Origin of the sequence: Nostoc sp. CCY 9925 (assembly GCF_963920935.1) — a bacterium.
In the GTDB taxonomy this organism is placed as follows: domain Bacteria; phylum Cyanobacteriota; class Cyanobacteriia; order Cyanobacteriales; family Nostocaceae; genus Nostoc.
Genome location: NZ_CAWUDO010000001.1, coordinates 243,687 through 266,248, shown reverse-complemented (window position 1 = coordinate 266,248; position 22,562 = coordinate 243,687). Strand labels below are relative to the sequence as shown.

Below are 22,562 nucleotides of genomic sequence, written 5' to 3'. Positions count from 1 at the left end.
CCATGATCAAACTGCGCTTGAAGCGATACGGTAAAAAGCGGGAAGCAAGTTACCGCATTATCGCCATTAACAGCCTCGCTCGCCGCGATGGTCGTCCCTTAGAAGAACTGGGATTCTACAACCCCAGAACCGATGAAGTGCGACTAGATGTTCCCGGCATCGTCAAGCGACTACAACAAGGCGCTCAACCTACTGACACGGTACGTCGCATCTTAGTAAAAGCCAATGTTTTTGAACAGGTCAGTGCCACAGCCGCATCATAATTTCGGAACACAATCCCCAAAAACTAGTCCAAATTATGTTGGGCTGGTTAAATTTTTGGTGCAACCGTTTTTAGAATCTCCAGAGACTTTAAGCGTCGATAGTGAAATTTCCCAAACCCTAAATCGGGTTTGGATTCGTATCGCCTTTGAAAGCACAGATAAAGGAAAAGTGTTTGGTCGAGGAGGGCGCAATATTCAGGCGATTCGTACAGTAATTGCCGCAGCCGCAGCCGCAGTTGGGCAATCAGTATACCTGGATATTTACGGCAGCACTACTCCAGGTCGGGAGGGTATGTCTTTTGATGAAGACACAGAAGAGCGATCGCCGCCACCGCCAAAAACCAGAGAACCGCGAACAAATGGGCCTAAACCCATTGTTAAACCCCGCACCCGCTAGATTAAAACTAGAGAAAAAGTCTGAGCGGAGGTAACCACAACCGCTCAGAATTTTTGTGGAGATGGAAAAATGGCAAAAAGATTTTTTTGTCTTTTTTCACCCTCTCGATCAATCACATACTGATGAAAGTAGCTGATAGTTATCTGCAACTGTAATTATCCCTGTAAGGAGGTGAAACCAGGGAGTGGCTGAAATTCGTTTGGGTGAAAATGAGTCTATTGACTCGGCATTAAGACGCTTTAAAAAGAAAATTCAAAAAGCCGGAATTTTATCTGAAGTCAAACGTCGTGAAAGATACGAAAAACCCAGTTTGCGCCGTAAGCGGAAAGCAGAAGTAGCACGTAGAGGTGGCCGTTAAACAATCAAGGTGATGTCAATCAATTTTGGATTCTAGATTTGCCATAGCGTAGCTGACGCCGATTATTATCTGCGACAAGCTACGCTTAATTTGCTCGTATTGTAAAGCGTATGAGTATTTTTGAGGTATAGCCGTAGTCACACAGGTTAGGACATTTTGAAAGCATGGAAGCTAGGAATAGTAATACTTTTACCTCCTGCCTCCTGCCTTCTGCCTTCTGCCTTCTGCTATATAAGTTGTGCTGAAAGCGCACTAAAGGTGCGACCAAAATCTAAAATAACTATGGTAGGTGCTTCAACAATTCAGTTGCCGAATATTTCCAGTGCGATGGCTCTTGCAGGAGATGGAGAAGAAAATCTCAAATTTCTATCTCGGCAAACAGGAGCTAGCTTGGTGTTGCGCGGACAAGAATTACTGATTTCTGGTACAGATAAGCAAATTGAACTGGCTACGAAATTAGTGCGATCGCTTGAAGAAATCTGGACTAAAGGCAATATGATTTCCAGTGCCGATATTTTAACAGCTCGTCAAGCCATAGATAGCGATCGGCAAGGGGAACTGCAAGATTTACAAAGAGATGTCCTCGCCAGAAGTCGTCACGGTGAAGAAATCCGCGCTAAAACCTTTCGCCAACGTCAATATATCGAGGCAATACGCAAGCGTGACCTCACCTTTGGTATTGGGCCTGCCGGTACTGGCAAGACTTATCTCGCCGTCGTTGTGGCCGTCCAAGCACTCCTAGCCAACCAGTTTGAAAAACTCATTTTAACTCGCCCTGCGGTGGAAGCAGGTGAACGACTCGGCTTTTTACCCGGAGATTTACAACAGAAAGTCAACCCCTACCTCCGCCCACTTTACGATGCTATTTATGAATTCATCGACCCAGAAAAAGTACCTAATTTAATGGAACGTGGCGTGATTGAAGTTGCACCACTCGCCTATATGCGGGGACGTACTCTCAATAACGCCTTTGTAATTGTAGATGAAGCCCAAAATACTACACCGGGTCAGATGAAAATGGTTTTGACTCGTTTAGGCTTTCGTTCCAAAATGGTGATTACAGGTGACATTACACAAACCGATTTGCCACTCAACCAACCATCAGGCCTAACAATAGCGTTGCAAATTTTAAAAAATGTTGAAGGCATTGCCTTTTGTGAATTTTCCCAAAAAGATGTCGTCCGCCATCCTTTAGTTCAGCGAATTGTCGCTGCTTATGAACAACATGAGAAATAGGGATTGGGGATTGGGGACTGGGAGATGCGGTTCGGCTTCTCTGCGAGACGCACTCGCGTTCGCTCACCGACCGGGAGATGGGAGAGATGAATTAATAACTAATGGCTAATGACTAAGGACAAATAACAAATGGCAACAACATTAAAAGAATTTTTAGCAGCTTGTGAAAATCTGGGAACTTTGCGTCTAATTGTTACTAGCAGTGCTGCTGTTTTAGAAGCCAGGGGTAAGTTAGAAAAGCTATTTTATGCAGAATTACCCAAAGGTAAATATGCGAATATGCACACCGAAGGCTTTGAATTTCATTTAAATATGGATAAAATTACCCAAGTTAAATTTGAAACTGGTGAAGCGAAAAGAGGTAATTTTACAACTTATGCTATTCGGTTTTTAGATGATAAACAAGAGTCGGCTTTAAGCTTATTTTTGCAATGGGATAAGCCAGGAGAATATGAACCAGGACAAGTAGAAACTTGGCATAGTTTAAAAGAAAAATATGGGGAAATTTGGCAACCTTTACCAGCAGAAATTTAATTGAGCTAAACAGATAGAGGTGGAGGAAATCTGATATAAGCACTAAATTGTTCGATATTGGCACTGCGATAAATCGGTAAAACATATTCTAAATTTTCGTGGGGGCGGGGAATAATATGATGAGAAAGCACCTCACCACCGTTTACTCGCAGCGCCGCATTCAGTCCTGCCGTTATCGCCACATTCACTTCACCTACAACCCCTCGAATTAACACAGTAATTCGTCCTAAATCAGTATTTTCATAACCAACAAGGGTAACACGGGCAGCTTTACACATGGCATCTCCCGCTTCCACTGCTGTGGGAACCCCGTAGACTTCAATCATACCTAGTGCCAATGTCACGTCGCTTTGCTCCGAATTCAAAATTCAAAATTAATGATCCCCATAAATAAGTTCAGTTGCTCTGTATCCTTTGCGTTTTCGGTCATGCTTTTACCATAATTTAGGATTATATGTTGGTAGGGGCGTCAAATTGTACACCCCTACGACTAATTCATTTTGTTGCAAAGATTTTTGGAAACGGTATAAAGTTAGTTATTAACGCATATTGTCTATTTTAAAAATAGGCAATATCTCTAAGTGCATTATTATCCCATATATTCATTTTTAATGAATAAATAATGAACGTTTAATACAAAACTGCTCATGTTTATAATTAGAGGAATTTGTAGTTTTTGCTTGCTGATTTTATTTTTCTTGGGGTGTGGTGAGGCTGTTGCTGGAGAGTTATCTCAACGCTTAGCTAATTTTCCTCAATGGGAAAAATTAACTTCTGTACAAGCTGCTTCGGGTGATTTAATTTACCCTGAATGGATGGCTGGTACTTGGCAGGTGACAAGTACGTTGGTAGATTTGGTTGCACCTTTGGCACCAGATATCGTCACGCCAGGGTTTGAAGGTAATCGGCGACAATTAAATCAACCCGTAAGTTTTCTAGTAAGATTTGTAAAAGAACAACCAGATATCCCTGGGTTAAAAATACTCCCTTGGATAGATCGCAAATTACCAATATTAGTAGCAGATAGAGCCTTTAATAGTTTAAATTTGGCACGGGCTTCTTTAGGAAATGAAGCGGTGTTAGCAGTTAAAGTAGATCCAGATTCACCTAATCGTCAAATTACATTCTTGCGTGGTAGCCACCAACTAGTTTCTATTGTTACTGCACGAGCTACAGAAACTACTGCTGAGGACAAGTTCATTACTACAGAGGTCTTTCAACAACTATTCAAAGGCAGTTCACGCCCTTATTTAAACTCTGTAGAATCTACCACGGCTTATCACAAATTTTCGACAGATAATCCAACAATTGAAGCAGATCAAGTGACTGCTGTTTATCTTTCACCGCAAGATGCAAATTACTTTATCGCAGGTTCTCGCCCTGTAGCTCTTTATCGCTATCATCTGGAATTTCTCCCAGCACAAATGCTTAGTACTTCAAAGGAGTGATTTCAACTTTTAACTGTTGACTGTTTTTGTAGTATAGTTGTAATCTATAAGTTCCAAGTTAACGATCGCGCTCTTGGAAGGTGTGCATCATGGCGACATTTCGAGATATTGTTAGTTACTTTCGCGCTGACTGGAAACTGAGTGTTTTCAGTATCACAACATCTAGCATTTACGAACTTATTGATTTAGTTGTACCTTATGGGATTGGGCAGATTTTAAATGTTTTGTCCAATCAACCCTTGGATAAACCACTTGAAAATGCGATCGTAACTATTTCTAACATCATCAATTACCCAGTTAATAAATCTCTATCTCTGGGAGTATTACTGGGTTTAATTTTTGTTGTCACTGTAGTGAGAGCGCCTACACAAGCTTGGTTAACAGTTTGGTTTCATTGGGCTATACCTTTAAGGCGGCGGCGGTATAAAAGCCAAACAGCCATAGAAAAAATTCTCACTTTGCCACTGGAATTTTATGATGAAAATAATCCGGGACGTATTGCTGGACGCATAGCTAGAGGGATTGGAAACCACACTTTCTCGTATCCGGAAATTGCCGGACAGTTGATTCCGAAACTGATTCGTGTGCTGGGCATTTTTGTGTTTATTTTGGTGATTGAATGGCGAATTGCAGTTTTATATTTAATTTCTTTTGTGGTTATTCTTAGCTTGACTTTGAAGGATTTACAGCGGCTGATTTGGCACGAAACTCTTCTGGATAAATATATGGAAGACACCGAAAGTCGCACTTCCGAATTGATTACTAATATCAAAACGGTGAAAGCATTTGCTACAGAAGCTAAAGAACTGAATCGGCAACAGCGGAGATTGGAGCGTGAGCTAAGGATAGTTATCGATCGCATCCACAAAGGTTATGTAAGACTGTCTACTTGGCAAAGAAGTGTAATTCAGTTGTGTGTGTTTACAATTTTGGGATTAAGTTTAGCAGCAACAGTAGATGGGAGAATTTCTCTCGGTCACTTTATCATGACTTTAACTTTTTCTAGCATGGCTTATGCTGAACTAGAACCTATTAGTAATTTGGCAGAAACTTTTGCCCGTCGTTATTCTTCCATGCTACGGTTTCACGAATTTCTTCAAGAACCAACTGGATCTGATTCTGCTGGTCTTTTAGAAGAAAGTAATCAGGCAGAATCAGCTTATAAATTTAGTGGAAAAGTTGAGTTTTCTCATGTCAGTTTTGGATATAATGCCAATCGTCAAGTTTTGGAAGATATAAACTTGCTGATTGAGCCATATCAAACAGTGGCATTAGTGGGGCGTTCTGGTTCTGGAAAGTCTACTTTAGTGAAGTTGTTGTTGCGATATTTTGAACCTCAATCAGGTGAAATTCTCATTGATGGTCAAGATATTCGTACTTTAGATGTAGGTAAATATAGACGAAGATTAGCGATCGTTCATCAAGAAGTAGACGTTTTTAACGGTACCATATTGGATAACCTCACCTACGGTAGACCGGATGCCAGTTTAGAGGAAGTTCAAGAAGCCTGTCGAATTGCCAGAGTTGATGAAGTAGTACAGCACTTACCCCAAAGTTATTACACCGTCGTCGGGGAAAGAGGCGTTCGGTTATCTGGAGGACAAAGACAACGTTTAGGAATTGCCAGGGCGTTGTTAGTGAAACCAGACGTGCTGGTTTTTGACGAAGCCACCTCCAGCTTAGATTATGAGTCGGAACGTTCAATTCAGCTAGCAATGCGATCGATTCAGGGTACTTGCACCACCATTGTCATCGCCCACCGTCTGAGTACAGTACGGGAAGCAGATAAGATTGTAGTTCTAGATCAAGGAAGGATTGTAGAAGTGGGTAGCCACGATGAACTTTTACGTCACGAGGGTATTTATCGCCGCTTACATTCCCTCCAAGAAACTGGAGAACTTTTAAGTTAGGCAACAAATCAGCTTAACGCGAAACGGGCGGTTAAAAACCGCGTCTACACAAACAAAAGCTACCGATCCTGGGTTTCAATACCTTGATTTTCCGTTAGTCTTCACAATACCAGGCGGACTTCTCTGCGAGACGCTACGCGAACGTTTGTGTAGACGCGAATTCTATTCACCAAGGCTTAAGTTGACTTTAAATTTTTCGATATAATTTAAACGATCTTGTAATTAATTGAACTTTTAAATCAGCACATCGAAATTTATGTGGGAATTTATCATATTCCAGCCCACTCCTTAGTTAATACTCTCAATAAAGCCTTTAAGCCTAGAATAAATGGCGGTTCCATCAGAAGATTACTGGAATCTTGATTCGCATTGAGCATCAACTCAGTCAATTCTTTGTGCGTATTCTGCCACAGCCTTTGATTTGCTTCTGCCCCCTGCCCTGGCTGATATCCTGGTAAAGGCGTAAATCCATCAATTTCTAGTCTAAAGCAAAGTTAAACTCCTTAAAAAACACCCTCAGATGCTCTAGGTTATCAATTTGAAAATGCTGAATATTTTTTTCTAACTTCAATAATGAGTTCCAACTAATTTTACTACCATTTATTTGACAATTCTCTCCAGAAATTAATATATTTTTATCTTTTTCTATCAATTCTTGAAGTTTAGTAGTGTCTTGTACTAACCCGCAAGCAATTTCATCTTCTGGTCTTTTGCTCAATCGTGTAATTTCTTTAGTATCAAGAAAACTAGAACCTTTACTTAGCATTCGGCTAAGTAATAAATTTACTTTTGAATGGCGGTCAAATTCACCTTCAATTGCTAGCCAATGTAATAATCTAGAGCCTCTTCCACCCACATAAACAGGAGTAATTTCTTTTCGTTGGAGTTTTCCTTGTATATGGAGAGCTTTTAAGAGTATCCCGATATAGTAATACAACCCTGCTGTAGCAATTGCCATTAGTCTTATAAATCCTTGAAAATCTGCTTCCTCCTCTACAAATGGTCTTTTATTCTTCAGCCATTTTTCACTTTCCCAACGCATGAATAAATCTAGCTTGACATTTAAGTTCCCTTGCTCTAATCTTTGCCAGTCTGTTTGTTTAATTTCTAGTCTTTGTTCTAAGAACTGAGGATTTAATTCTAAAAAATTAAAAAACATGTCTCGCTCTGAGAACTTTAATGAACATTGATAAATGATTTGATTATTTTCCCAAATAGAAATATCGGAGATATTTGAAATGAAGTCACCAATACAAATACAAGTGCTACAGATTAAATTATGGTCTTCTCTATCTGCAAAATATTGAGCAAAAGCTAAACTTTCAGAGCGAAAATGTGTGAAATCAGAAATATTTGGACAAATATGTTTAATTCCTGTTTTTTCTTCTAAATCCTGAGTTAAATCTTGCCATATCTTTACGTACTTTCTCTTATCAAACAGCGAAATTTTAGATGGATATGAAAGACACCATTGAATCTGACTAACACCTCTTTTAGCTGCCATTGCAGTTATATGCAAGGCTAGGTGTTGGAGAAATAGTTTAGCTAAAATAAAATTTCCTAAATTTACATCATTCTTTATCCAATCTTCTTCCGGTTTAAATTTACTAAAGTCTGGAATATAAAATCGAGCATCTAAAATTGGGCGAGAGTTCTCCAGACTAAAATTTCTTCCTCCTCTAAATGTCAGACTATTCTTCAACGGTAAAGGCTTTTCTGATGGAATCAAACTTTCTGGAATAAAGTATTCAAATAATAGAGGGTTGCGATTATCTACTTGGGTATCTGTAACTTGCAGATGCAAATTTTGTAATGGTAAAGGTTCAACTATATTATTTCTATTAACATAAACATTAGTGAAAGATTTTCCAAAATCTACTCCTACTTTCCACGTCCAGGTCGGCTGAATTTTTTCTGGCGTTTTGAGCAGAATCAAACCAATAGTGTTTCTAGCACTGTCTTGACAAATAATATGTGAAGGAAATTCTTCTAAACGAGCAATTTGATAAGAGCCAAGACTGTAGTTGAAAATATTAGTTTCTTGAACATCATGCAGCCTTATTTGAAAAGTCTCATCTGCAAACTCAATGTCACTGTAGAAAACATAATATTCTTTCCACCCCTCTACTCGAAAATTAGGCCATACTTCTAAGACAGGTACTTCACAAAGAGCATTTTCTTCTTTGAAAGAGCATTTTCTTCTTTGATTACATAATCTTTAACAAAGCAAGAGTTAGAAGACGAATTGACATACTGTAAATCAGAAGCAAGCAAATCAAAAACTAGCCTAATTTTTGGTTCTTCACTATTATTGATAGGCTGAAATTGAACCAGCTTAATTAATTCTTCAGGAGTGAAATAATCCAACAGTATGGGGTTGAGAGGAAGTAAAGGTGTAATTGCCTGTTCATCGAAAATTATCTCTTTTCCTCCATGAGGAAGAATCCCACCTGGTATAGCATCTGGTAAGTCTATGAACGTAAATTCTGGTAAGAATATATTATTCAGTTCTAAATCGAATTTATTGATTTTGTTATTAGATGTTGTCACAGACTGCAACCCTCGCTCATATAAATAGTTACGCAAAAATATTTATACTTTTTTCAACATGTTGCCTGTTCTCTTTCTTAACTAGATAATTTATTTTGCCAAATTTTAATTACTTACCTAGTGGAACAAAATCAAAGCCTGTACGAGAGCGAGATGTTTTACCTTCTGGAATTTTCTCAACTTTGACTAGTTGAACTTTCCCAAGGCGATCGCCAGAATTGACAAAGCGAATAGTATCAGAAACCCCAGAAGTTTTAAAGTCAGATGAAGTTAAGGCTTCTTGCACTCCACTACGGGTGGGGTTTCGTTTTAAAGCAGCAATCAAAGCTTGGCTTGCATCGTAAGTCATGGCTGTTTTCCAGTCTACGTCTGCGTTCCAAAGTTTTCTAGATTTGCTGACAAAAGCTGAATTTAAATTGGCATCAATATGCCAAGCCATTGCAATTACGATACCTGTAGCTCGACTTCTTCCCTCTTGCAAAATTCTGATATCGTAAATGTCATCTCCACCAAGAAGCTGAAGTCGATTATCGTTAACATTAATAATACTTAAAGTTTGCTTGAGCTTATCGTAAGGTGCTGCTAGCATTAGCAGCTCTGCATTTCTATCAATAGCTCGTTTGACGTAATTGTAAGCATCAAAGTCGCGATCGCTCTCAGAAAATTCAAACTCCTCAACAACTTCTCCTTGGTTTTGGATAACTTCTCCTATAAATTCTTTTTTCAAAGATTTACTGTAGCGACTTTTTGGATCGTAGAAAACAGCTACCTTTCGCTTTTTAAGCTGGGTCAACATATAGTTTGCTAATGCTTTAGCCGCAATACTATCATTCGGAACTGTACGAAAAACATACCGTTTAGTAGGGCTGATTGTCGAGGCTTCAGAAAGTTCAACAGAGGTACTAGTGCTAGAAATCGCTACTAGTTTTTGCGAATCGTAAATTTCTCTTGCTGCTAATGTTGTTCCACTAGAATGGTGCCCAACTACAGCTATAATATCTTGATTTTTAGTTAATGTCGAAGCTACTTGTTTGGCAATTTCTGGTTTGCCTGCATCATCAGTAATTACTACTTTTAGAGGAACTGTATTGATTCCTCCCATTTGGTTAATTTCATCTTGAGCTTGAGCTATTCCCCGCAACATTTTTAAAACAGAATCTGCATCATCAGAAATAGGTACTGCTATTGCAATTGTGTAAGATTTATTATCACCAATCCTGGCATTATTCAAATAAATGAGAGTTTCTGGTGCATTGCGGTAATTTTGGAGCGCCTTTTGAAATTCAGCAACTGCTTCTGTATAGTTGCCAACGGCCATTGCCTCTACACCCCTATTTTTCGCTTCTTGAAATAGGAAGTTTTCTGTGTCACTTTCCTCTTTTTTAATTAGAATTTTATCTCCAAAACTAATTTGTACCTCCTGATTTGATCTCGTTGGAGTAGGTGATGGAGTAATGGGTGAAGATCGAACTGTTGTTATCTTTTCAATTATTTCTGGATTACCATACCCTTTCAACAAAGAAATAATACTTAATATAAAAATTCCAGAAATAATTAAAGCTGCAATATTTAAAGTAATATATTTTTTTCTAGACATTGATTGACTCCTATATAAAAAACCTATTTAATAATTTTTATTTAAATCTTCAAAGATTATGTTTTCCGAAGTTTATCAATTAGTTGAAATAAAAAAATAACAAATGAAGCCAAAAAACCAGCTAATATAGCTAATAAAAACACAGTTAATTCGTTTGATAAGTTCGAGGGTATGGGAAGCCAGGTACGTAATGAAGGAATTAAAAGTATGACTATTAATGTAGTTAGAGCAGTTATTAAAAGATGATTTTGGGAAATTATCTGCCTATACTGACAAAAAATAAAACCCACAAAAATTAATATCCAAAATCCGGTACTAATTAAAGATGTCCCGAACAAACTGATAATTGCAATTAACAGTAATCCTCCTTCAAATCCAGTAAATGTCGTTCTAATAAATAATTCCACATCAGGATTTTTTGGAGTTGATGAATTTGACACTGATACATTCTTTAGAGTTAATGGGGAAAAAATAGATTCTTGATGTATTTTATCTGATTCTTGTAATGACTCATTTAAGCGAGATTGAAGTGATGTATTTTCTTGTTCTAAAAGCTTTAATTGAGTATTTATTTGTTCTAACTGTTCCTGAATTTGTTCATATTTATCTTGAGTAGATGGTGGTTCTAAGGACTCAGAGAAGTTGGAATCAATCGTAAAGTATAAAATTCCTTTTTCGTCTAGTTGCCAAGCTTTATCATTTAAAGTTGGAGAAATTTTCGCTGGTTTTTTCAGAGTGAATCTTTGACGCTTGTCTCTCTGATAATCTTGACAATCAAATAATAGTTTTATTGTTTTATATTCATGTTCATTAATCCGACGATGATTTCTGATTGGAAATAAATAGTTTTGATTATCTGATGGTAAAATAAAGTAGTTTCCATTGCTTACTTTCTGTAGTATAAATTCATCTTGCTCCTGCGATCCTTTTACTATTACTTTTTGAGCATTATCTAATAATATATTAGGTATATTGGAGTATAGCTTTATTAAGTTAGTCTCAGATAAAAAAAAGGTGAATCCTATATTTTTTTCTACCATATTGTCGTCTGATATAGTATGTTAAATAAATAAAATACGGATGACATTTTCAGCTAAATAGAGGATATAATTAGATCGAGCAAAAAAAGCTTTGTTATTTATTCTTGTAATCAGGGTAATGCTGCACACACCTTATGAATCTACTACTTTGATATTAAACATGTCTTACTAGTTAAGTAGATTAGTTTATTAAGTGAAATAATATACTTTATTGTTATATATCAATCAAATTTGATTCCTGAATCACTTCTAAAGACAGAGAATCGTGAACACGAAAGAAAGAATAAAGCTGTGCTAAGTTTTTTTTAAAAAATCAAATATGACTCTTATAGTAACAGATTTACTAAGTATACAAATCAAAAGAGAGTATTAAATTTATAATTTTAGTAAATCTTAAAGCCTGTTTATAAAGTAAATATTAAGTAGGGTGTGTTACGGCTATGCAAGATTTCATAGTTTGAGAGAGTGAGAATTAGCCGCAGGGCACTATCTTTCTCGGTGCGTTAAACGTTGCTATAACCCACCCTACAATTTAAGGTTTACTTTATAAATCATCCCTTAAACTTTACGTTTAGAAGGAGCAAGCAAGGTGAATGTTCGATTAAGATTAATCACCTTGTTAGCAGTGTCTGTATCTTCTTTAATAAAAATAACGAACTACCTTTATAAACTTAGTACAATTCAAGTATGCCTTTGTTATCAAGCCGCCATTTTTCACCTTCGGGTAGTTCAAATACTTTGGCAGGTTTTAGCAATCTAAATTTTTGAGAACGTCCTTGTTGGTATTCCCTACATTCAAACAATGCCTCGGCTGTCCAATAGCTGTGTTTGCTAACTCTGCGACTTGAGACTGAAGTTGATTACGCTCAATTGTTAAATTATCAAACTGATGCTGGAGTTGCTCATATTTATTTTTTGTTTGTTCTAGTTCTGATTCCAATTGCGATGATGCAGAATTATTCGCAAATTCTAGAACTCCTCGTTGTTCAATTTTCCAATACCTTCCGTCAGGTGTTTGAGACACTTTGGCTGGTTTTATTAGAATAAAATCTCTTGTATCCTCTGTTTGTGAGCCTATACAATCAAATAAAAGTTTCAGTTTATCTATATTTAAAAAAGAATTGATTTTTAGTTTATCTTTAGGTAATAACCAATATATTTTATCCTCCGTTGGCACTATCCAGTAATTTCCATTATTTGTTTCTTGCAAAAAAAGTTGATTTTCTACTTCATTTGATTGAAGCTGCGTTTGTTCTTCTATAATAGAAACTTTAATAATTCTTCGTGCCAAAACATGAGGCAATTTATTATAAATTGCTATCAGTTCTTGTTCATATATTTCAAGAGAATATTTTGTGCTTTCCATACCATAATATAGTTATTTAGTATCGTAAATTGGGTATTTAGATATAACCGTTATGTTACTATTAACTTGAGATTTTTAAAAATATTCATTTTCAAATCAATTAACAAATTCTATAATGCCCTTCTCTTCTAGCTGCCACTTGTCTCCATAAATAGAAGTTACTCTTGCTGCTTTTATCACCCAGAATTTTTGTCTAGAGGAAGGCTGATATCCCTGACACTGAAATAAGGCTTGCGCCGTTTTATATTGATGCTGATTAAATGCGAAATGCTTTTTGGGGACAAGGTAGTGAATATTTTTTTGTTTTAATATCCAATAAGCACCTGCTTTTTTTGTTTCAAAAATAATTTTTTGACCACTACCTAAGCGAAGTTCGTCAATACTTTCTTCGGTAACAATGACTTCTATAGTCTTTGAAGACAAAGAACCTGGGTCTCTGTTATAAATAATTAATATATCAGCTTCCTGTTGATTTAAATATATATTATCGTCGATTGGCAAAGATTGATTTTCTGATATTTGTGTATCAGGTAGTATTGATTTTTTATCTATTGATTGAGATATTGATTCTGATTTTTTTGACTGTTCTAAATCACTAGATTTTTGTTCGTTGGTTGATATTTGTGACTGTTTTTGAAATATTTCTTTTTCTTCAAAAGTCGAAGAAGGTATTTTACTGCTAACAGATATTTCATCATTTTCCCAATAATCAAATTGAAGTACACCTATCGCTCGAAGCTCCCAGGTTTTGCCCATAGATAGAGGTGATATTATAGCTGGTTTTAGTAATAAAAAGTGGCTGGTTTCTCCGGATTTATAACCATAACATTGAAATATTTTTGTAAAAGAATGGTAGTTAAATTGGTTCAGTCTAAAATTGTTTTTAGGTACTAAGTAATTTGTATCTTCTAAATTTATTACCCAATAGTTTCCTCTTCGGGAGATTTCAAAAATTACTGCTTGATTATTTTGACTTAGACTACTCTCACTGACTATAACTTCTATAGCTTTTGTGAATATTTTTTGTGGATTTTGATTATATTTTCCTACTAATTGAGCTTCGGCAATGCTAAGTAAAATATCTGTTGCTGATTTTTGAAATTCTTTTTGAGGTTCTTTTCTATTTACGTAATTTTGTAAGTTTTTATTACTATCGGATGTTGTATTGTTGTGCTGTGCTAAATTCTTTTGAAGATTATCTGTCAACAATTTTAAATGGAATTCAATAGTCTCCAATCTTTTTTCTAAAGAAAGATGAATATATTCATTTTGATTTTCGTGACCTTGGAGGACTTGGTTTTGTAAATTTAACTGTGTTGCTCGCTGTTTAAACATTAAATTCCAGCCACAGTTAGGACAAGATTTTAGATATTTCTCAAGATATTCAGTATTGCAAACTGGACAGTTAGGCATAAGCGCTATTAAGCTGTTATTAACTTTAGGTTTTGAAAATATTTATTTTAATTTTTAGCTGATAAACTTTTGAAAAAACTAATAAAATTCTAGACTACCCATCTCTTCTAGTTGCCACTTGTCTCCAGAAATAGAAGTCACTCTTGCTGGTTTTAGCACGCGGAATTTTTGTCTAAAGGAAGGCTGATATCCCTGACACTGAAATAAAGCTTGCGCCGTTTTATATTGATGCTGATTAAATGTGAGATGTTTTTTGGGTACAAGGTAGTCAGTTTTTCCCTCTTTTAGTATCCAATAACTACCTGCTTTTTTTGCTTCCAAAATGGCTTTATGACCACTACCTAAGCGATTCTCGTCAATACTTTCTTCGGTAACATTTACTTCTGTAGCTTTTGAATACAAAGAACCTGGATCCTTATTATAAGCTACCAACAAATTAGGTGCAGAGATTTGTAAATTACCAGGTTGTTCAATAGAGTCTTGTAAAAATTGATTTGATACTTGCTGGTTTTGCTGTCTAGATTCCTGTGAAGGATGAACTGTTTTTTCAAAAGTTTTATTAATGTCGGTACTTTCTTGAACTTGTAAAATATCTGTTATGATTTGTTGGAGCTTATTTATTTTTTTTTCTAATTGAATAATCTGAGAATACAATCCTTGATACTCAACATAATTTCTATTATTAATTGAACTTTCATCATTAGATCTTTCACTTTGATGAAGACTCGAACTATCAGGAGGAGTATTTGAGGTTTTATTACTTTTTTCTTCATTTTTACTATTTTTTAATCTATTTTTTGTTAACAAAATAACAACAATTAATAAAGACGATACAGATATCCATTCAAGAAAACCAGGTTTATTATTATTTTTAAATTGCTCTTTAAGTTCTTTTACTTGCTGATTCAAACTTCTAACTTGAGAATTAATATCATTACCAAGTAGCCTGTCAATATCCTGGATTAAATTATTTTTATTTTCAGTAAGATAAGCTGATATTTTACTTTTAGTTTGCTTGCCTAGTTTGCCATAATACTGATTGTTTTTATCAGTAGCTTTAAAAATTCCCAGATTTTCTTGTAATAGTCCGACTGATTCTTGATTTAATCCATTAATTAATGGTTCAATTATTTTTTTAATATTTTCAATTCTTTCCTCAATATTATTTAGTAATTTCTCACTATTTTCAGGTAATTTTACAGATGGTGCTTGACGAATGTTTTGAATCTCTGTAGATATTTTTTGTATTTTCTGTTGAATGTTTTGAAGATTATCAAGTTTAAATGACTCCTTATCTTCGTCTTTCTGTGCTTGTATTTCTCGAATCAAAATATCTATCGATTTATCTAATTCATCAATTTCTGTATTTATATTATTTTGAACGTCTGCCTGTTGATTTGAATTGTCGTTGTAACTATCATTATTTATTGGCGCTTGATTACAACCTGCCAACGAAACAGGCGTTAGACATACAAAGAAAGCCAGTAAGGTTTTTGCGTAAATATTTTTCCATATCATAACTGACCTCCTATATCTGATTAAAATTCAAGTATGCCCTTGTTATCAAGCCGCCATTTTTCACCTTCGGGTAGTTCAAATACTTTGGCAGGTTTTAGCAATTGAAATTTTCTGGAATCTCCTGGTTGGTATTTCCAACATTCAAACAATGCCTCGGCTGTGCTATAGCTGTGTTGATTAATTATCAGATTTTTTTTAGGGACTAAATAATTAAAACCTCCTTGATTAACTATCCAATAGTTACCTCTGGTAATTTTTGTTAATAATATATTCTGTCCTGTAAGGCGATTATTATTGATGCTGTCCTCGGTGGCATTAACTTCTATTGCATTTGGTGGTGGTACATTCTGTTGATAAGTGTTATATCCTTTTATAATTTCATTCTCCTCTATAGTTAATGATATTTTCGTTTCTTGAGAAGATGCTGCCTTTAGTTCAGATGAAGACTTCTGGCTATCTTCTTCTGAAGAAGAATTAGCTTTTGCTCTCGGATTTATAGATTCTAACGATGCAATTTTTTCTCTAATTTCTTGAATATCTGTTTCTATGTGAGAAATTTTTAGAGGCAATTCTTTTAGATTTTCAGTATCAATATCTTCAAAAAATACAAGGTTTTTTTGAATATCCCCAACGTTTTTTTCTATTGTTTGAAATTTATGAATATTCTCTTTATCTGATATTTCTAATTTATAAACCCGTTCTGTAAGATTTCTTACCCTCTCAAAGATAAGATTTTGTGCATCTTTACCTTGAAATTGTTCTAATTTTTTTTGTAAGTCATCACGCTGTTTAGTTACTTCTTCTAACTGAGATTTCAGCTTTGAAACCAACTTCTTATTTTCTTCTAAATCTTGTTTTGCTAGCTGAAAACTTTCAAGTTCTTCTGATTTACTTGCTGCACAAGGTAAGTTAGTTGAAGTTTGAGCTTTATTCCACACTTTTTGTATGGAATGTAATATCTTTTGCGAACCCTCAGAGTTTGGTCCAAAACCCGATGGAATCGGACTAATATTTTGCAAAGTAATTGTTAAATCCCATGCACAAATCGAGCATTCCTCATGATTTTCAACGTATTCTGTTTGGCAAATTGGACAATTAGGCATAATTCCTACTTAGCCTCTGTGAAATCCAAATTAAGTACTAGACGTTATCCCTGAACTTTTTATTCAGCTAAACTAACATTAAAGGCGATGGAAATAAATAAACGTAACAATGCGAACAAATAGAAGCAACTTAAACTAGACAAATTCTGGAAATTTGAAATTGCTTCCGAGCTATTCCCAATTACACCCTATTGACATGGCAAGACTAAATTGTTGCAAAAAAATTGTAGGTTGGGTTGACGTAAGAAAACCCAACACTTTTATCCATGTTGGGTTTCGCGTTGCTCAACCCAACCTACGCTGATACACCATTTTAGTCTTGTCACGCTACTATACATTTTTCCACCTAACTTAGTATCAACCTACTCTTTGCTATTTTTGACATCACCTTATGCTATGAGCATAGGCGATGTCATCCAAGTAAAATCGCTTAGTTTTATTATTTACCAGCCCATTCCTTACCTAAAACACGCATCAAAGCTTTTAGCCCTAAGATAAAAGGTGGTTCTGGACGAATATTTTTGGCATCCCCCTTAATTTCTAACGTCACCCTTGTGAGTTCTTTGTACGTATCCCGCCAAAGTCTTTGATTTGCTTCTATACCTTGACTTGGCTGATAACCAGGTAAAGGTGTAAGTCCATCAACTTCTAATTCTTTCAACGCTAGGTTAAATTGATCGAGAAAGTTTCTTAGCTGTAACATTTCTTCAGGAACATGGAATTTTTCAATATTCCCGTCTAGCTCTAAGCGTTCTTTCCAACTAATTGGCTGACCGTTAACTTCACAATCTTCCCCAGAAATTATTGGGTCTTTAGTTTTCCTTGTCAAGCCTTGCAATTTTGTGCGTTCTCGTACCAAACCGCAAGCTACTTCGTCTTTTGGTTTTGTACTCAAGCGTGTAATTTCTTCGGTATCGGGGAAGCTAGAACCTTGACTCAACATCCGACTGAGTAGCTGATTAACCTCTGAATGGCGGTCAAATCGACCTCCAATTGCTAACCAATGCAACAATCGGGAGCCATTTCCACCGATATAAACTGGGGTAATTTCGTTTATGGAGTATTTTTTTTCGTCGTAGAGAACTCCCAAGATTGTACCGACGTAGTAGTACAATCCGGCAAATCCCATTGCTATTAATCTGAGTAATCCTTGAAAATCAGCTTCTTCTTCGACAAATGATCTTTTAGTCTTCAGCCATTTTTCACTTTCCCAACGCATGAATACATCTAGTTTGGCATTAAAGTTCCCTTGCTCTAATCCTTGCCAATCCCCTTGTTTAATCTCTAATCTTTGTTCTAAGAACTTAGGATTTAATTCTAAAAATTGCGAAAATAAATCCCGACCTGCCAACTGAATTGAGCATTGATGAATTAAATTATTGTTTTGCCAAATCGAAATGTCTGAAGTTCCTCCACCCAAGTCAATACATGTGGCATTGACTAAGTTATAGTCTTCTTGATCGGCAAAATACTGAGCAAGAGCCAGACTTTCTGTCCGCAAATGTTCTAAGTTGTCTAACTCAGGGCTAAAATGTTTAATACCTGTTTTAGCTTGTAACTCTGCTGTTAAATCGTGCCAATTTTGAGTGTATCTTGTCGTATCATTTTTAGAAAAAGCAGATGGATATGACAGAGACCAATTAATTTGAGAAACTCCTTTTTTAGCTGCTAAAGCGGTGATATGTAAAGCTAAGTGCTTGAGAAAAAGTCGATTTAAAGTTAGATTTTTCCACTTGAGATCAGTTTCTATCCAGTCTTCTTCTGGTTTAAATTTACTGAAGTCTGGAATGTAAATTCGACCATCGTAAATTGGACGTTCTTTGCCTACATCAACACCAGTTTTACTTCCTCTCTTTGTTAACACACTTGATAGAGGTAGAGGTTTTTCTGCTGGAATAAAACTTTCTGGAATAAAGTATTCAAATAATACAGGGTTACGAGTGTCTGCTTGAACATCTGTAACTTTTAGGTGGAGATTTTGTAGAGGTAATGGTTCTACTGTCCCGTTGCGATTGATATAAACGTTGCTGAAAGATGTGCCAAAATCTACACCTACTTTCCATTTTCCGGTTGGTTGAATTTTTTCAGGTGTTTTGAGCAACATTAAACCGATAATGTTTCTGGCACTATTTTGACAAAGGATATATGAAGGAAATTCTTCCAAACGAGCTATTTGATAGGAACCTAAACCATCTTGGAAAATATGCGGTTCTTGAGCATCGGGTAAACTTACTTGAAAAGTTTCTTCTCCAAATTCACCATCATAGTAGAAAGCATAATATTCTTTCCATCCTTCTACTCGGAAATGAGGCCATACTTCTAAGACGGGTACTTCCCGTAAAGCATTCTCTTCTTTTAAAGGATAATCTTTGTAAATGCGATAGTTTTGAGGCTGTTTGTCATTATTTTTCACACCAGAAAGAGGTAGGTCAAGAATTATCCGCACTACGGGACCATCGCCGCCATTAATAGATTGAAATTCAACTTTCTTGATTAAATCTTCCGGGGTTAAATACTTAAGCAGTATGGGATCAAGAGGAATTAGAGGTGTAACTGTTTGACCGTTAAAATTTATTTGCGTCCCATTGGGAAATACTGCTCCAGGTAGGGCATCTGGTAAGTCAATGAAAGTTAATTCTGGCAAAAATAAATCTTTAGATTCCTTCCATTCGACATTTCTCCAAAGAATTTTTCCTGTCTGCAAATCATCTATATTTAATGCTGCTAAAGTTTGGTCTTCATATATCCAAATATTTTGCGGTACTTCGCCCCAAGCTTTGGCAATCTCTGGGTCAATAATTAATAGTTCTGGTGTAACTCTACCTTTTTCTGGACTGGGAACTAAACGCACGCAAGATGCTTTTGGCTGTGCTTTGACTGGGGAATTGATAGCAGTCAATACACCTTTATTAATTTGGACTCCAAAAAACTGAGGATTAGTGGTTAAAGTAAGTTGTTGCTCTTTGTAAGTTCCCAAGCTATCTCGAAATTCATCGAGCAATCCACCAATCATATCAATTGCTTCTGTCTCACCTTTATGGTTGTGTAATTCGTTGCGAAGATTATCTAACCAACGCCACAGCAATGCTTTTTCACTAACATTAAGATGATTATTGGGTGATTCCAAACGACAATCCCGACGATTCCACCAAGGTAAACCAACCCATTTCCCTTCTTCAGAAGGAACTACTAGGGTACTTGGTGTCGTAATTCCTACAGGATTTTCATCCCACGAGAAAACATAAATATCTTGCCAGGGATTTTTCCCATCTAAGGTATAGAGAGTATAAACAGGATCGGGCAATAATTCATACAAAGAACGGGCAAAGGCTTCTTTATGTCTCAACTCAGCCAAGTCAACTAACTTTGCTGTTAATGGTAATCTTCGCACTTCGGCTAGGGCGATCGCTGCTAACATTCCCCGCCATTGTTCAATCATTTGCTCGCGGATGGGATAGGCTTTGTTATGTAAAGCCATCTCCATCGACATTGGGCGTGCCCACATCGTAGGCACTGAACTAACACTTTTAACTCGTCCTGGAGATTTGTAATTTAGGCTGGAAGCTACATCCTGAAAAGCTTTTGGGGGTTGTGCATCCCATTTACCGACCTTATCGCTGGGTCTAACGTCACTATCGTTCTTTAATTTTGGCAATATCAAAAAAGTCATAATTTAATTTGTTCCCCAAAGATTACTTAATTCCAGATATACAGCTTTTGCCAGCCCGACTGTGCCTTGGTTGGGTGGTGTTATTTGGTTAGGATTTAATCGCTCTTTTAATCTTTTAGGAGTATCCTGTGCTTTTCTAGTTCTATCTCTGTTATCGCCAATCACCAGATTATTTTGTTCTTCTGACTTTAATTGGTTGTCCAGATGAGAAAAGATATCTGCATTAAAAAGTTCTACTTGTTCAAACTCACATTGATGAATAGCTGCTAACCAACGCAAATATTCTTGACACCATCGATTAATTGTTTGTATTGCATCTTGCTCTTTTGCTTCCGAAAAATCAGGCAGATTAGTTTGACTGTTGTTAGTACGATAAAATCGAGTCAGCCAAGGAGCTAATCTACCAAATCTGTCTGCTCCCTGTTTTCTAGCATTGGTAAGTTCTGATGCAATTTCGGCTAGCCAAACATAGGCAAATCGAGTGGCGTTGACTAGTTTTTGTTTGACTTCATCTGTATCTGAAATATCTTGCCAAGTCAGTTTATCTTTATGTTCGCGGCTGATTAATACGACTGCTCCCTTTTCCTTAGGGGGAGTTAATAAAAAGTGTCGTGCAGCTAAACCTGCATACAATTCAATAAAGTGTGGTTGATTGCGTTGACTATTTTTGCCAATGCTAAACTGGACTTGGGAAAAATTTTCATTGCCGAGTAAATAAACAGCGTCAAATATTTCTTGCCCTTGTGTGACATAGTATCTCAAGGCAGCTTCCGTATTTAGTAAAAACTGCTCGGAACGGGCATATATACCATCTGGGTCTTCCCCTGCTGGGGGCGAAAAGCCAAAATAAGGTAGGACAAACAAGCAGCCTATTTCGAGGCGATCGCGGACATTAATTCTTTTTAGTTTATTATCAATTAAGCGGGCGATCGTTGGTAAACCAGAAGCTCCTGTTCCTCCAAAAATAGAACCACATAAAAATACTTTAGGTTTTTTACCGCTACTAATATCTCCTTGAATTTGTTTAATTAAGCTTCCCCAAGGTTCTTTATCCAATTTATCTAAATCAACCTGGCTCATGACCGCTGAACCAATTGCTGGTCTGCCGCGAAAACCGATATCTAAACTGACTTCTCTTTCTTCTTTTGTATAAAGTACATCAAATAAACTTCCTAAAGTGGGTTGATTTTGTTTGATTGTATTGTAATTAAAAAATGTTTTCAGTTCTTTGTTCATCGATTGCTGGGCAAAAGGCGACCACAGATTAAAAGACTCAATCTGAGTTTTCATCCAAGGAAATTCTTTTTTATCCCCAACTGAAATTAACTGATAGGCTTCTTGATAATAGGTCAGACAATTTCTCGCTCTTTCTAAGTTGCCATTAGTTTCATCCGCATCAATAAACAAAACTTTAATTGGCTGTTCTGTAAACAAACCTATCCCTGCCAGTTGTGCAACTGATTCAACACATTTTGCTCCAGTTCCACCAATCCCAATAACATAAATCCCCATTACTTATCTCCTATCAAATCCCGCATTATGTATGAGAATGGGGGAATATACATTAAGCTTCCCGGCGTACTTGTAGCTGTAGTCAGCCAATATAGAATCAAGACATCAATAATATAGAAAAAAGTTAATGATAGAAGTGCATCGTTACTTCCTTTATAAGGACCTATGGCAAAACCAATACCAATAAGAGGGATAAGTCCAATAATCCACCAAATTGGTAGCGATCTATTAACTTCATGCCCCTTGTGACCTTTACTAGTTGCTGCAAATACCAGCCAGATAACAGTTGCGATTGTAGAGGCAAAAAATACAATCGCGGCTCCCTTCATGTAATATTCACTGACCCAAGATTCAGGTTCAGTAACGTCTGATAGGGAGATCAGTCCTCTGATATAAGGCAGAGGTTGCAGCACAAACATCATTAAAGCCACAGTAACTGTTAAAACAACGATACGAGTGATTTCACTTACTCTCATCATCGCTCCTCAACTCAAAAACTACAGAACACTTACAATTAGTAGTACTAATTTTAACTATTTTTTCTCACTATCGTAATATATGTATACAAAGATTTAAATGAACTTCAGTATTTATTGATTTCCATCCAAGTTATTTATGATGATGTCAATATACTTCCGGATTAAAAT

19 protein-coding genes are annotated in these 22,562 nt (G+C 36.3%); 7 read left to right on the top strand and 12 right to left on the bottom strand.

Annotated elements, in window-relative coordinates:
* The first annotated feature begins 2 nt into the window (after window positions 1–2).
* The 5 genes from rpsP to ACM0OY_RS01120 all read left to right on the top strand — a co-directional run bounded on the left by rpsP (window position 3) and on the right by ACM0OY_RS01120 (window position 2,788).
* On the top strand, window positions 3–263 hold the full coding sequence (rpsP, locus tag ACM0OY_RS01140; RefSeq protein ID WP_414567062.1) for a 30S ribosomal protein S16: 261 nt from the start codon (window positions 3–5) through the stop codon (window positions 261–263).
* A complete protein-coding gene (locus tag ACM0OY_RS01135; RefSeq protein WP_414567061.1) occupies window positions 226–660 on the top strand; it encodes a KH domain-containing protein in 435 nt (144 codons plus the stop codon). The genes rpsP and ACM0OY_RS01135 overlap by 38 nt, the downstream gene beginning before the upstream one ends.
* Window positions 661–844: 184 nt before the next feature.
* On the top strand, window positions 845–1,018 hold the full coding sequence (gene rpsU, locus ACM0OY_RS01130; RefSeq protein ID WP_190881436.1) for a 30S ribosomal protein S21: 174 nt from the start codon (window positions 845–847) through the stop codon (window positions 1,016–1,018).
* 282 nt (window positions 1,019–1,300) lie between these two features.
* Window positions 1,301–2,254 carry a PhoH family protein gene (locus ACM0OY_RS01125; RefSeq protein WP_414567060.1) on the top strand — a complete coding sequence of 318 codons (954 nt, stop codon included), beginning with the start codon at window positions 1,301–1,303 and terminating at the stop codon, window positions 2,252–2,254.
* 129 nt (window positions 2,255–2,383) lie between these two features.
* Window positions 2,384–2,788, top strand: a complete 405-nt coding sequence (locus ACM0OY_RS01120; RefSeq protein ID WP_414567059.1) for a ChuX/HutX family heme-like substrate-binding protein — start codon at window positions 2,384–2,386, stop codon at window positions 2,786–2,788.
* 5 nt (window positions 2,789–2,793) lie between these two features.
* Here ACM0OY_RS01120 and ACM0OY_RS01115 read toward each other — a convergent pair whose 3' ends face one another.
* The gene (locus ACM0OY_RS01115) at window positions 2,794–3,132 is read right to left on the bottom strand and encodes a carbon dioxide-concentrating mechanism protein CcmK (RefSeq protein ID WP_414567058.1); all 339 of its coding nucleotides are present in this window, start codon (window positions 3,130–3,132) and stop codon (window positions 2,794–2,796) included.
* Window positions 3,133–3,435: 303 nt separating this feature from the next.
* Here ACM0OY_RS01115 and ACM0OY_RS01110 point away from each other — a divergent pair, with 303 nt between their 5' ends.
* Both ACM0OY_RS01110 and ACM0OY_RS01105 read left to right on the top strand, forming a co-directional pair.
* The gene (locus ACM0OY_RS01110; RefSeq protein WP_414567057.1) at window positions 3,436–4,236 is read left to right on the top strand and encodes a DUF6816 family protein; all 801 of its coding nucleotides are present in this window, start codon (window positions 3,436–3,438) and stop codon (window positions 4,234–4,236) included.
* 89 nt (window positions 4,237–4,325) lie between these two features.
* A complete protein-coding gene (locus ACM0OY_RS01105) occupies window positions 4,326–6,146 on the top strand; it encodes an ABC transporter ATP-binding protein (protein ID WP_414567056.1) in 1,821 nt (606 codons plus the stop codon).
* A 478-nt stretch (window positions 6,147–6,624) separates the two neighbouring features.
* Here the strand turns inward: ACM0OY_RS01105 and ACM0OY_RS01100 are convergent, their stop codons facing one another.
* From ACM0OY_RS01100 to ACM0OY_RS01050, 11 genes are all read right to left on the bottom strand, one after another.
* Window positions 6,625–8,082: a hypothetical protein gene (locus ACM0OY_RS01100; RefSeq protein WP_414567055.1), complete on the bottom strand. Its 1,458-nt coding sequence runs from the start codon at window positions 8,080–8,082 to the stop codon at window positions 6,625–6,627.
* A gap of 212 nt (window positions 8,083–8,294) precedes the next feature.
* Entirely contained in the window at window positions 8,295–8,696 is a 402-nt protein-coding gene (locus tag ACM0OY_RS01095; protein ID WP_414567054.1) for a hypothetical protein, read from the bottom strand.
* Between the two features lie 109 nt (window positions 8,697–8,805).
* On the bottom strand, window positions 8,806–10,293 hold the full coding sequence (locus ACM0OY_RS01090) for an ABC transporter substrate-binding protein (RefSeq protein WP_414567053.1): 1,488 nt from the start codon (window positions 10,291–10,293) through the stop codon (window positions 8,806–8,808).
* Between the two features lie 56 nt (window positions 10,294–10,349).
* Window positions 10,350–11,333 carry a hypothetical protein gene (locus tag ACM0OY_RS01085; RefSeq protein WP_414567052.1) on the bottom strand — a complete coding sequence of 328 codons (984 nt, stop codon included), beginning with the start codon at window positions 11,331–11,333 and terminating at the stop codon, window positions 10,350–10,352.
* Between the two features lie 748 nt (window positions 11,334–12,081).
* Complete coding sequence (locus tag ACM0OY_RS01080; RefSeq protein ID WP_414567051.1) at window positions 12,082–12,699, bottom strand: hypothetical protein; 618 nt, start codon at window positions 12,697–12,699, stop codon at window positions 12,082–12,084.
* Between the two features lie 96 nt (window positions 12,700–12,795).
* Window positions 12,796–14,112 (bottom strand): hypothetical protein, encoded by a 1,317-nt coding sequence (locus ACM0OY_RS01075; protein WP_414567050.1) that lies wholly within the window; start codon window positions 14,110–14,112, stop codon window positions 12,796–12,798.
* 78 nt (window positions 14,113–14,190) lie between these two features.
* A complete protein-coding gene (locus ACM0OY_RS01070) occupies window positions 14,191–15,630 on the bottom strand; it encodes a hypothetical protein (RefSeq protein ID WP_414567049.1) in 1,440 nt (479 codons plus the stop codon).
* Window positions 15,631–15,650: 20 nt separating this feature from the next.
* Window positions 15,651–16,733 carry a hypothetical protein gene (locus ACM0OY_RS01065; RefSeq protein WP_414567048.1) on the bottom strand — a complete coding sequence of 361 codons (1,083 nt, stop codon included), beginning with the start codon at window positions 16,731–16,733 and terminating at the stop codon, window positions 15,651–15,653.
* Between the two features lie 439 nt (window positions 16,734–17,172).
* Window positions 17,173–20,403: a hypothetical protein gene (locus ACM0OY_RS01060; protein ID WP_414567047.1), complete on the bottom strand. Its 3,231-nt coding sequence runs from the start codon at window positions 20,401–20,403 to the stop codon at window positions 17,173–17,175.
* 3 nt (window positions 20,404–20,406) lie between these two features.
* A complete protein-coding gene (locus ACM0OY_RS01055; protein WP_414567046.1) occupies window positions 20,407–21,915 on the bottom strand; it encodes a tubulin-like doman-containing protein in 1,509 nt (502 codons plus the stop codon).
* Entirely contained in the window at window positions 21,915–22,394 is a 480-nt protein-coding gene (locus ACM0OY_RS01050) for a hypothetical protein (RefSeq protein ID WP_414567045.1), read from the bottom strand. Before ACM0OY_RS01050 ends, ACM0OY_RS01055 begins: the two co-directional genes overlap by 1 nt.
* Between the last annotated feature and the right edge of the window lie 168 nt (window positions 22,395–22,562).

What these genes read in the sequence shown, in the direction of transcription:
- rpsP (WP_414567062.1), top strand. Translation starts at nt 3, where the DNA reads ATGATCAAACTGCGCTTGAAGCGATACGGTAAAAAGCGGGAAGCAAGT.
- ACM0OY_RS01135 (WP_414567061.1), top strand. Translation starts at nt 226, where the DNA reads ATGTTTTTGAACAGGTCAGTGCCACAGCCGCATCATAATTTCGGAACA.
- ACM0OY_RS01125 (WP_414567060.1), top strand. Translation starts at nt 1,301, where the DNA reads ATGGTAGGTGCTTCAACAATTCAGTTGCCGAATATTTCCAGTGCGATG.
- ACM0OY_RS01120 (WP_414567059.1), top strand. Translation starts at nt 2,384, where the DNA reads ATGGCAACAACATTAAAAGAATTTTTAGCAGCTTGTGAAAATCTGGGA.
- ACM0OY_RS01110 (WP_414567057.1), top strand. Translation starts at nt 3,436, where the DNA reads ATGTTTATAATTAGAGGAATTTGTAGTTTTTGCTTGCTGATTTTATTT.
- ACM0OY_RS01105 (WP_414567056.1), top strand. Translation starts at nt 4,326, where the DNA reads ATGGCGACATTTCGAGATATTGTTAGTTACTTTCGCGCTGACTGGAAA.
- ACM0OY_RS01090 (WP_414567053.1), bottom strand. Translation starts at nt 10,293, where the DNA reads ATGTCTAGAAAAAAATATATTACTTTAAATATTGCAGCTTTAATTATT.
- ACM0OY_RS01085 (WP_414567052.1), bottom strand. Translation starts at nt 11,333, where the DNA reads ATGGTAGAAAAAAATATAGGATTCACCTTTTTTTTATCTGAGACTAAC.
- ACM0OY_RS01080 (WP_414567051.1), bottom strand. Translation starts at nt 12,699, where the DNA reads ATGGAAAGCACAAAATATTCTCTTGAAATATATGAACAAGAACTGATA.
- ACM0OY_RS01075 (WP_414567050.1), bottom strand. Translation starts at nt 14,112, where the DNA reads ATGCCTAACTGTCCAGTTTGCAATACTGAATATCTTGAGAAATATCTA.
- ACM0OY_RS01070 (WP_414567049.1), bottom strand. Translation starts at nt 15,630, where the DNA reads ATGATATGGAAAAATATTTACGCAAAAACCTTACTGGCTTTCTTTGTA.
- ACM0OY_RS01065 (WP_414567048.1), bottom strand. Translation starts at nt 16,733, where the DNA reads ATGCCTAATTGTCCAATTTGCCAAACAGAATACGTTGAAAATCATGAG.
- ACM0OY_RS01060 (WP_414567047.1), bottom strand. Translation starts at nt 20,403, where the DNA reads ATGACTTTTTTGATATTGCCAAAATTAAAGAACGATAGTGACGTTAGA.
- ACM0OY_RS01055 (WP_414567046.1), bottom strand. Translation starts at nt 21,915, where the DNA reads ATGGGGATTTATGTTATTGGGATTGGTGGAACTGGAGCAAAATGTGTT.
- ACM0OY_RS01050 (WP_414567045.1), bottom strand. Translation starts at nt 22,394, where the DNA reads ATGATGAGAGTAAGTGAAATCACTCGTATCGTTGTTTTAACAGTTACT.